Origin of the sequence: Zhihengliuella sp. (assembly GCF_031178195.1) — a bacterium.
In the GTDB taxonomy this organism is placed as follows: domain Bacteria; phylum Actinomycetota; class Actinomycetes; order Actinomycetales; family Micrococcaceae; genus Zhihengliuella.
This window is the reverse complement of record NZ_JAPSJL010000006.1, coordinates 181370-191135: the sequence shown is the minus strand read 5'-3', so window position 1 is coordinate 191135 and position 9766 is coordinate 181370. Positions and strand designations below refer to the sequence as shown.

At 69.9% G+C, this 9766-nt stretch carries 9 protein-coding genes; 4 read left to right on the top strand and 5 right to left on the bottom strand.

Features of this window, described 5'->3' with window-relative positions; all coding sequences use genetic code 11:
• Positions 1 to 1465 (top strand): DUF222 domain-containing protein (locus RIN46_RS10510; RefSeq protein ID WP_309109463.1); only part of this gene is annotated, 1465 nt, incomplete at its 5' end.
• Positions 1466 to 1633: 168 nt separating this feature from the next.
• Positions 1634 to 2881: an MFS transporter gene (locus RIN46_RS10505; RefSeq protein WP_309080918.1), complete on the top strand. Its 1248-nt coding sequence runs from the start codon at positions 1634 to 1636 to the stop codon at positions 2879 to 2881.
• A gap of 93 nt (positions 2882 to 2974) precedes the next feature.
• Here the strand turns inward: RIN46_RS10505 and RIN46_RS10500 are convergent, their stop codons facing one another.
• Together RIN46_RS10500 and RIN46_RS10495 are read right to left on the bottom strand one after the other, a co-directional pair.
• On the bottom strand, positions 2975 to 3961 hold the full coding sequence (locus RIN46_RS10500) for a hypothetical protein (RefSeq protein WP_309080919.1): 987 nt from the start codon (positions 3959 to 3961) through the stop codon (positions 2975 to 2977).
• Between the two features lie 13 nt (positions 3962 to 3974).
• Positions 3975 to 5594 (bottom strand): helicase HerA-like domain-containing protein, encoded by a 1620-nt coding sequence (locus RIN46_RS10495; RefSeq protein WP_309080920.1) that lies wholly within the window; start codon positions 5592 to 5594, stop codon positions 3975 to 3977.
• Positions 5595 to 5842: 248 nt separating this feature from the next.
• Here RIN46_RS10495 and RIN46_RS10490 point away from each other — a divergent pair, with 248 nt between their 5' ends.
• Both RIN46_RS10490 and RIN46_RS10485 read left to right on the top strand, forming a co-directional pair.
• Positions 5843 to 6508, top strand: a complete 666-nt coding sequence (locus RIN46_RS10490) for a hypothetical protein (RefSeq protein ID WP_309080921.1) — start codon at positions 5843 to 5845, stop codon at positions 6506 to 6508.
• A complete protein-coding gene (locus RIN46_RS10485; RefSeq protein ID WP_309080922.1) occupies positions 6505 to 7146 on the top strand; it encodes an OmpA family protein in 642 nt (213 codons plus the stop codon). Before RIN46_RS10490 ends, RIN46_RS10485 begins: the two co-directional genes overlap by 4 nt.
• A gap of 48 nt (positions 7147 to 7194) precedes the next feature.
• Here the strand turns inward: RIN46_RS10485 and RIN46_RS10480 are convergent, their stop codons facing one another.
• Genes RIN46_RS10480 through RIN46_RS10470 form a run of 3 tightly spaced genes read right to left on the bottom strand, consistent with a single transcriptional unit; the run spans position 7195 to position 9557 of the window.
• The gene (locus tag RIN46_RS10480) at positions 7195 to 8031 is read right to left on the bottom strand and encodes an amino acid ABC transporter ATP-binding protein (RefSeq protein ID WP_309080923.1); all 837 of its coding nucleotides are present in this window, start codon (positions 8029 to 8031) and stop codon (positions 7195 to 7197) included.
• Positions 8018 to 8683 (bottom strand): amino acid ABC transporter permease, encoded by a 666-nt coding sequence (locus RIN46_RS10475; protein ID WP_309080924.1) that lies wholly within the window; start codon positions 8681 to 8683, stop codon positions 8018 to 8020. Before RIN46_RS10475 ends, RIN46_RS10480 begins: the two co-directional genes overlap by 14 nt.
• 25 nt (positions 8684 to 8708) lie before the next feature.
• Complete coding sequence (locus RIN46_RS10470) at positions 8709 to 9557, bottom strand: amino acid ABC transporter substrate-binding protein (protein ID WP_309080925.1); 849 nt, start codon at positions 9555 to 9557, stop codon at positions 8709 to 8711.
• Positions 9558 to 9766 lie beyond the last annotated feature (209 nt).

The window sequence follows — 9766 nt, the reverse complement described above, 5'->3', positions numbered from 1 at the left end:
GTCCCAGCAGGGACTGTTCTACAAGGGCCGGCGGCAGGGATTGCACCGGTTCCATCTGAACGTCACGACCGCGCAGTTCGAGATCCTCCGCACCGTCACCGGCGCCGCCACCAACCCCCGCACCACCACCCGCGACAACAACGACATCAATGACGAGGCGACCGGAGCGAAGGGATCAGCCGCCGACGGGCCCGCCGCCGATACGGACCGGCCGGGAGCAGACAGACCGCTCTCCGACGCGGCCGCCGACGGCCAGGACGGGCCGGGAGCAAACGGCCCGCTCTCCGACGCGGCCGCCGATGCGGGCCCTATTGGCTCCGTGGCCGGCGGGACAGGAACGGACGCCGGTGGCGGCGTCGACGCCAACGGACACGAGCACGAGCACGAGCACGAGAAGGATCATGGCGACTTCGCGGCCGCCACGGAGAAGACGGCCCGGACGGGCACGAGCAGCGCCGGCGGCGTCGACGCCAACGGACACGAGCACGGGCGTGAGTACGAGCACGAGCGCGAGCGCGAGAAGGATCATGGCGGTTCCGCGGCCGGCGGGGCGGGAACGACCGCCAGCGGAGCCAGCGCCGCCGGCGCTGGCCCTGATCCCGGTCCGGGTCCCGGTGCTTCGGCGGTCCCGGTGGCGTTCCTCCCCGAGCCCGGCGCCGCGCTCGCGGATGATCGGTCGCGGGCGCAGCAGGAGCTCGACGGGATCCTCGCCGCCCTGAACATCGCCCTCGCGACGGACCGGCTGCCCTCCACCGGCGGCCAGCGCCCCGTCGTCATGGTCACCATCGACCACCAGACCCTGCTGCACCAGACGAACGGAACCGATGCATCCAGCGGCCCGCACGACCAGACGGCCAGTCCTCCAGGGCACTCCGATCGGCCCGGAGGGCCCGGCCGGTCGGCACACCCGCCGGGTGGCCGGGACGACGGCCCCCTGGGAGGCCTACCGGATGAGCCGTCGGGTGGTCCGCTCTGGCGGCTGCCCGTCAGCCGGGGCATCTACACCCCGACCATGCCGCCGGCGCAGCTGCGGGAACTGGCCTGTGATGCGGCGGTGCTGCCGGCCGTGCTCGGCGACCAGGGCCAGGTCCTGGACCTCGGACGCGCCCAACGGACCTTCACCGCCGCCCAACGCCGCGCCCTGACCATCCGCGACCGGGGCTGCACTTTCCCCGGCTGCACGGTCCCGGCGACCTGGTGCGAGGCCCACCACGTCATCCCCTGGCACCAAGGCGGGGCCACCGACGTGTCCAACGGGGCCCTGTGCTGCCTGTTCCACCACACCCTGGCCGACAACAGCACCTGGGACATCGACATCAGCACCGGCATCCCACTCTGGAGGCCACCGGCGACCGTCGACCCGCAGAGGCCCCTGATGCGCAACCCCTACTTCCACCCCGAAACAGCCGACCAGACAGTACTCCTGCCGCTCGACCCACCCGAACCGACACCCATCCCCTTCTGACGAGGGGTTCACCTTCCATCTGTCATCGTCGGCCGGAACACCTAGTGGTTGCTCCCTGCAACTACTAAGGTGGTCATGGATGAACAATGAGTGAAGGAGAAGCCGCTGTCGTGTCGACGAGCGACTGCCTGAACGAAACGGGAGGGGTGCCGTAGCACGGTGGGCAGCATGTTCAGCGCACTACGGAACCCGAACTACCGGCTCTGGGTCGCCGGCGCGCTCGTCTCCAATATCGGGACGTGGATGCAGCGTGTGGCTCAGGACTGGCTGGTTCTTACCGAGCTCACCGACAACAACGGCATGGCCGTCGGCATCACTACCGGCCTGCAGTTTGTGCCGATCCTCTTCCTCGGTGCGTGGGCGGGCCTGGTCGCGGACCGGCACGACAAGCGCCGGCTCCTCATGATCACCCAGACGGCCATGGGCCTGTGCGCCCTGGGACTGGGCCTGCTGGTCTGGTGGGATGCGGCGGAACTGTGGCACGTCTTCGTCCTCGCGTTTGCGCTCGGCGTCGCCAGCGCCTTCGATGCACCGGCCCGACAGGCCTTCGTCTCCGAGGTGGTCGCCAAACCGGATATCCCGAACGCCGTCGCGCTCAACAGTGCGTCCTTCAACATGGCGCGGTTGGCCGGCCCTGGCGTCGCAGGTCTGCTGATTTCCTGGGTGGGCACGGCCCCCGCCTTCATGATCAACGCGGCCAGTTTCCTCGCCGTCCTGATCGGGATCTGGCGGATGGACGTCGCCGCGCTGCGGCGTAGCCAGCCCGCTCCGCGCGGCAAGCGGCAGATTCGTGAGGGCATCGCCTACGTACGGCAGCGTCCGGACCTCGTGGTCATCCTCGTGATGGCGTTTCTCATCGGCACGTTCGGATTCAACTTCCAGATCACCAACGCCATGATGGCGACCACCGTCTTCGGTCGCGGCCCCACGGAGTACGGGATCCTCGGCTCCCTGGTGGCTGTCGGGACGTTGTCCGCGGCGATCCTGGCCGCGATCCGGGGTCGCTTCCGCATGCGCTACCTCATCGGCGGTGCGCTCGGTTTCGGCGTCGCGGGTGTCTCGGCCAGCCTCATGCCGACGTTCTGGCTCTACGCGGCCCTGCTGGTGCTGGTCGGACTGACATCCGTGACATTCCTGAACAGCTGCAACACGTCCATCCAACTCTCGGTCGAGCCGCGCTTCCGCGGCCGCGTCCTGGCTCTGTACATGGCGGTGGTCCAGGGCGGCACGCCCATCGGCGCTCCGCTGATCGGTTGGATCGGGGATGTCCTGGGGCCGCGCTGGGCGGTGGGGCTCGGCGCCGGGATCGCCCTACTGGCGGGGGCGTGGGCGCTCTACCTGATGCTCCGGGGCCGCCTGGTCCTGCAGGACGACAACCCGGCCACGGGGTCCGTATCTGCCGTCAAGCCGGCGTGACGCCGGCGGTCCGGGCCCCAGGCCCGTTCTCCACTCCGATCCATGTGCGCCGTGTGCGGGCCGGCGCTCGGTGAGTCGTCTTCGTGAGCGGCTCTACTCGGAGGCGACGGGCGTGACGAGTGCACTGTCAGCCCCCACGTCCAGCTGTGCCGTAAAGCCGTAGGCCTTCTCCAGCTCGATGTTCTCGCGGCGTCCGGTCGCCAGGTCCTGCTCCACGAGCGAGAGCCGGACGTGCATCTCCATCGGCCGAAGGACCCAGGCGCCATCGAACGCGGTGATCTCCACCTTCGGGTACTCGACGACCTCCCACTCGATCGTGTCCGCGTCCACGCGGGCGTCGGTGTCGTAGGTCAGCGGGCAGCCCGTCGGCATGAGGACATGCTGCTCCACGCAGCTGTCCACGTACGCATTGACCTGCTGGGAGACCTCGTCGATCAGCCGCTGGGTGGGCTCGGAGGCCAGTTTCAGCGGTTCCTCCGCGCTGGCCGCATCCGTGACGACGCGGCGGGTCGGCTCGGCATGGAAGTACTTCTGCTCGAAGGACGCCTCGACGACGGCGGGAGGAAGGACCGGGAAGGTCTGGGACCCCTTCTCTACCGGGGAAGCGATCCCGTTGACCTGGATGTCTCCGGTATCCGAGGCGTCGATCCGGAGCGCCGGCAGGCTGTCCTGGTCGAGAGCCCAGCGGTCGAAGAAGAGCCAGTCCGTGCCCGTCTGGACGAGACCGAACCGGACCGTGTGCTTCTGGCCGGAGGCCACGAAGGTCGTCTCGACAGTCGCCCGCCCGTCTTCAGCGCTCGTCTCGGCGACCTCCACATCGGCGATGTGCTCTGCGGAGCTGCGGACGGCATCCGGCGTGAGCATCAGTCCGTTGCCGTCGGGGACTTCGGCCCCGATCAGGCCCAGCGCCGTCGCTGGATCGCCGGCCTCGAGGGCCGCGAAGTAGTCCTCGACGACGCGCTCCGGGCCGAAGACCCTGGCGTTGACGACGGCGATCGCCATGGCCGCAGCGACCAGCACGAACATCAAGGCCATCAGCCAGAGGGCGATGACCTTGATCGGTTCGGATCTGTTGTGCACGCGAGTCAGAGTATCAGCGGCGGCGCCGGCGGGTGCCGAAGAGACCGCGCACGAGCTCCTTGCCGAGCACTCCCGCGACCTGGACCGCCACGTCCATGATGGGGTTGTCCTGCCGCCTGGTCGACGTCGACGGACGTCGGCCCGAACCGTTGCGGGCGGCCCGTCCCGCAGGGCGGGTGGTGCGCTCTCCGCTTCCGCGTCCGGTTCCCGACTCGGCCGAGTCCGTCTGCCGATCGCGGCCGTGATTCGGCTGCTGCTCCGCCCGGCCGGCCTGGTCCTGCTCGCGTCCATCGAGCTTCTCGCTGGCCGAGGCGCGGTCTACCACCGTGCCGTACTCCTCCAGCAGCCCGGAAGCGGCGACTGCCTGCTCGACGACGGCCTCCTCCGAGGCGCCCATCCGAGAGCGCGGGCTCCACAGGCGGGTCCACGCCACCGGGGTCGGCGACCCGGTCTCGTTCATGACGGTCACGATCGCCTCGCCCGTCCCGGCGGCGGTGAGCGCCTCCTCCAGGTCGTAGTCCGAGAGCGGGAACGTCGATGCCGTGGCCTTCAGCGCCTTCGCGTCATCCGGGGTGAAGGCGCGCAGAGCGTGCTGGACGCGGTTGGCGAGCTGGCCCAGGACCTCGGCCGGGACGTCCTGCGGCGTCTGCGTGATGAAGAAGACGCCGACGCCCTTCGAGCGGATGAGGCGCACCGTCGTCGTGATGGAGTCCATGAACGCCTTGGAGGCGTCCTCGAAGAGGAGGTGGGCCTCGTCGAGGAAGAACACCAGCTCGGGCTTCTCCGCGTCGCCGACCTCGGGCAGCTCCTCGAACAGGTCGGCGAGGAGCCAGATCAGGAAGGTCGAGAAGAGCAGTGGCTGGCGCAGCAGTGTGGGCAGCTCGAGGCAGGAGATGACGCCCCGCCCGTCCTCGACCGTCCGGAGGAGCTCGGCGGTGTCGAATTCGGGGGTGCCGAAGAACTGGTCCCCGCCCTGGGTCTCGAGTGTGACGAGGCTGCGCAGGATGACGCCGGCGGTGGCCTTGCTGAGGCCGCCCAGGTCGGCGAGCTCGTCCTTGCCCTCGTCACTCGTCAGGTACTGGATGACCGCGCGGAGATCCTTGAGGTCGTCGAGCTCCAGGTTCTTCTGGTCCGCATAGTGGAAGACCAGCATCAGGCTGGCCTCCTGCGTCTCGTTCAGACCCAGGACGCGGGAGAGCAGCAGTGGACCGAACGAGGTGACCGTCGCGCGGATGGGGACGCCGGTCCCCGCGCCTCCGAGCGAGAAGTACTCCACGGGGTAGGTCGCGGGGGACCAGTCCATCCCGACGTTGCGCGTGCGCGCGGCCAGCTTCTCCGAGGCCTCGCCGGGCGTCGACAGGCCGGTCAGGTCGCCCTTGATGTCGGCGAGGAAGGTCGGCACACCGGCCTCGCTCAGCTGCTCGGCCATGAGCTGGAGGGTGATGGTCTTGCCGGTGCCCGTGGCGCCGGCGATGAGCCCGTGCCGGTTCATCATCCGCAACGGCAGGGCCACGGCTGCCTCGGGGAAGACCTCGCCGTCCACCATCGCGGTGCCGAGCCGCACGGAGCCGCCGTCGAAGGTGTAACCGGTCCTGATGTTCTCTGCGCGTTCGGCCGCGCTCTTCTCCGCCATGGTCACAGCGTAGAGCGCCACGTGCGCTCTGCGCAGCCCGGCGCCGCTGGTTGAGCATTGCTTGAGGGGCCCGGGAGCGGCGTGCCGCGGTACGTGACGGGGCAGGTCGGAACCGGTTCACGCGGCCGGGCGGCCCTGTGGACCGAGAGCCGGGCGCCGTCATTTCACTTCCGCGGGACCGGCTGGCTGGCTAGACTCACCGCATCGATGCGGGCTGCCCGCAATGACTGGAACCGGAGGGGGGCGCCATGGCGGCGCAACGCACCATCTTGAGTCTCGTCGCCGCGCCGGTGGCCTGCCTGGGTCTGCTGCTCGCGGGCTGCGCGGCGCCAGCGACGCAGTCGGAGGATCCTCCGGCGTCGGCCGGATCGGAGGAGTCCCCGCCGGACGGTCAGGACACGGATTCCGCGGACGCGCCCGCTCCGTCCGACGGCGGCGGACAGGACGGCGGTGGGGACGGGGGCGATGCGTCGGCGGCGCCACTGGGCGATCTCGGCACGCGCGACGTGGGTGCCTTCGACGACGCCACCATGACGCTGAACAGCGTGCGGGCTGACGCCGGCACCATGACGGTGACGTTCACGCTGACGAACCACGGGGACAGCAACGAGATCGTCACCCAGGAGTTCAGCAACGGCGTCAAGGACGCGACCGACAATGCGGCGGCGTCCATGGACACGTGGAGTGTCGACGGCGTATTCGTGGTGACGGCGGAGGGACAGCGGTACCTCGTCGGCCGCGGGGACGACGGCGTCTGCGCCTGCTCGGTGAATATCAACAGCGGTTCGATCGGCCCCGGTCGCAGCACCACCTACTCCGCGGTCTTCGCGGCGCCGCCCGAGGAGGTGAACGAGGTGGACGTCCACATCCCGCAAGTCGGGGCGTTCGAGGCCGTGGAGATCGGGCGACGATGAACGGAAGCCTTCGCCGGCCACGGGAGTTCGCGGTCCGCCTGACCGGGCTGGCTGCCGCTACGGCCGTGGTGGGGATGCTCGCCGTCACCGGGGCGCCGGAGGCCTCGAGCGGCAACTCGACGGTCCCGCCCCCGCCGGGTGCGGCCGCTCCCGGCAGCGACGGCGGCGGCGCGGACCCGGCCGACGCCGACGTCCCCGTGGACGATCTGACCTTCGTCGTCGAAGACCTCGACCTGCCGGTGGAGGGCCTGGTCTTCGGCTCCTCCTCGCTGTCGGGCGGCGTGAAGGAGGAGGGGGAGATCATCACCCTCTCCGGCGAGGTGCTGTTCGAGCCGAACAGCGATACCCTGACCGCGGACGCCGAGGAGGAGCTGCAGCGACTGGTCCAGGAGCTGGAGGAGCGCAGCCCGCGGCGCCTCGCGGTCGTCGGCCACACCGACGACGTCCAGTCGGACGCGCACAACCAGGACCTGTCCGAGCGACGTGCGCGGACAATCGCGGACGAGATCTCACGCGAGTTCGGGGACCGGGTGGATCTGGAGGTCTCGGGCCGCGGCGAGGCCGAGCCGATCGCCCACAACGAGACCGAGGAGGGGCGCCAGCTCAACCGGCGGGTCGAGGTCACAGTCCTCGAATAGGACCCGATGAGGCAACCGGTGCTGTAACAGGCTCGGCGGGGACGGCCCTCAGAACGGGTTCAGCAGCCGGTGGACGAACCGGCGCGTGCGCTCCTCGCGCGGCGCCCGCAGAACTTGGTCCGGATGCCCGCGCTCGACGACGACGCCTCCGTCCATGAAGACGACCTCGTCCGCTACCTCCCGCGCGAAGGCCAGCTCGTGCGTCACCAGCACCATGGTCCAGCCCTCCTGCGCCAGTTCCTTGATGACGGAGAGGACGTCCCCGACCAGTTCGGGGTCCAGAGCCGACGTCGGCTCGTCGAAGAGCAGCAGCGAGGGCTTGAGGGCCAGGGCGCGGACGATCCCCACCCGCTGCTGCTGCCCGCCGGACAGTTCGTGCGGGTAGGCGTCGTGCTTGCCGCCGAGACCGACGCGCTCGAGCAGGCGCGTGGCGTCGGAGACCGCCTCGGTCCGGGACCGCTTCTGGACCTGCACGGGGCCCTCGATCACGTTCTGCAGCACGGTCATGTGGGGGAACAGGTTGTGCTGCTGGAACACCATCGCGCTGCGTCGGCGCAGGCTGTCCCGCTCGCGCCGCGGGGTGGCGGGCGAGAAGTCGACGGCGGGACCGCCGTCGAACTCGACGCGTCCGGCGTCGGGCTGCTCCAGGCCGTTGAGGCACCTCAGCGCCGTCGTCTTCCCGGACCCCGAGGGGCCGATGAGGGCCAGCACCTCGCCTGGTGCGACCGACAGGTCGATCGACCGCAGGACCTGGTGGTCCCCGAACGACTTCTGCAGACCGGTCACCGCCAGCAACGGCGCTCCGGCCCCCGCTGCGTGGTGGCCCGCATGATGCTCGGGCTGGTGGCCGGCGGGGTCCCCGAGGGGTGCGTCAGTGGGCGACATAGCGGTCCAGCCTCTTCTCGAGTTGGTTTTGGCCGGCGGACAGGACGGTGCAGAACACCCAGTAGACCAGGGCCGCCGCGAGGTAGACGACCATGAACTTCTGGCTGAAGGCAGCGATGTTCTGCGCCTCCTTGAACGCTTCGCTGACCAGGATGAGCGAGGCCAGCGAGGTGTCCTTCACCAAGGAGATGAACGTGTTGGACAGGGGCGGCACCGAGACGCGGGCGGCCTGCGGGAGGATCAGTCGGCGCAGGGTGAGCGTCCTGGACATGCCGACGGTGTACCCGGCTTCCCACTGGCCCTTCGGCACGGAGAGGATCGCGGCGCGGACGACCTCGGCTGCGTAGCCCCCGACGTTGAGCGAGAACGCGATGATCGCGCTCGGCCAGGGGTCCAGCGTCACGCCCACCGAGGGCAGCCCGTAGAAGATCACGAACAACTGCACCAACAGGGGAGTGCCCCGGATCGCCGAGACGTAGACGCGCGCCACCCCCGAGAGCACCTTGCTGCGGCTGATGCGCATGAGGGCGACGACGACGGCGAGAGCCAGCCCCAGCGCGAAGCTGGACAACGCCAGCGGGACGGTGCCGCGCAGCCCCGCGAGCGCGATCGGCCCGAGGGACTCGAAGAAGAGGGTCCAGTCGAAACCCATGGACGACTCCTGCCTGTCGGTGGGGCTACTGGGAGACGTCCTCGCCGAAGTACTCGGTGGAGATCTCGGCGAGCGTCCCATCGGCGGCCAGTTCGGCCAGGGCAGCGTTCACGGCCTCGACGATCGTCTCGGAGCCCTTCGGGAACGCGAAGGCGACCTGGGAGGTCTCCTCCGTCTCGGCGGCGATCTGGATGTTCTGGTTGTCCTCGGTCTTCTGGTAGTCCAGGACCGTCAGCTCGTCGTTGATCGTGGCGTCGACGCGGCCCTGCTCGAGGAGGGTCACGGACTGGGCCCAGCCCTCGACGGGCTCCACCTCGGCGCCGGAGTCGACCGCGAGCTGGTACCAGTTGCTCGAGCGCGACTGGGCCGTGCGCTTGCCCTCGAGATCGTCGAAACCGTCGATCGACGCGTCGTCGGCGAGCGTGACGATGACGCCGCGGCTGACGGTGTACGGATCGCTGAAGAGGTACTCGGCCTGGCGCTCCTCGGTGATGGTCACCTGGTTGGCGACCGTGTCGAAGCGCCCGGCGTTGAGTCCGGCGAACATCGCGTCCCACTGCGTCTCCGCGAACTCGACCTCCACGCCGAGCTTCTCGCCGACGGCCTGGGCGACCTCGACGTCGTACCCCGTCAGTTCGCCGCTGCCCTCCGCATGGTAGGAGAACGGCCGGTAGGTGCCCTCCGTGCCGACGGTCAGCACGCCGGACTCCTGCACCTCTTCCAGGGTGACGCCGTCTGCGGCGGGCGCCGAGGAGCCGGTGGCCGGCTCAGAGGTGTCTCCGCCGCAGGCTGCGAGCGCCAGGGCGGCCGCGGAGACGGCGGCGAGGCCCAGAGCGCGGCGTTTGAGCGGGGTCGAGGGGAGGGAGCGAGTCATGTGCGTTCCTTCGGCGGGGCTGTGGCCGACGGGTTCGTCGGCCGAGGCGATGGAGGCGAGCAGGGGAGGCGGCGAGGCCGTGGGGCCTCACCTCGTCTGTAGCCTCCAGCGTAGATCCGGTCGCGGATATTCCAGAGCCTATGTTCCGCCATGCGTCGTCGTTGCACTCGCAGTGCATTCGCGTGGCGGAGGTCGGGGCCCGGGCCAGC

What these genes read in the sequence shown, in the direction of transcription:
- RIN46_RS10505 (WP_309080918.1), top strand. Translation starts at nt 1,634, where the DNA reads ATGTTCAGCGCACTACGGAACCCGAACTACCGGCTCTGGGTCGCCGGC.
- RIN46_RS10495 (WP_309080920.1), bottom strand. Translation starts at nt 5,594, where the DNA reads ATGGCGGAGAAGAGCGCGGCCGAACGCGCAGAGAACATCAGGACCGGT.
- RIN46_RS10490 (WP_309080921.1), top strand. Translation starts at nt 5,843, where the DNA reads ATGGCGGCGCAACGCACCATCTTGAGTCTCGTCGCCGCGCCGGTGGCC.
- RIN46_RS10485 (WP_309080922.1), top strand. Translation starts at nt 6,505, where the DNA reads ATGAACGGAAGCCTTCGCCGGCCACGGGAGTTCGCGGTCCGCCTGACC.
- RIN46_RS10480 (WP_309080923.1), bottom strand. Translation starts at nt 8,031, where the DNA reads ATGTCGCCCACTGACGCACCCCTCGGGGACCCCGCCGGCCACCAGCCC.
- RIN46_RS10475 (WP_309080924.1), bottom strand. Translation starts at nt 8,683, where the DNA reads ATGGGTTTCGACTGGACCCTCTTCTTCGAGTCCCTCGGGCCGATCGCG.
- RIN46_RS10470 (WP_309080925.1), bottom strand. Translation starts at nt 9,557, where the DNA reads ATGACTCGCTCCCTCCCCTCGACCCCGCTCAAACGCCGCGCTCTGGGC.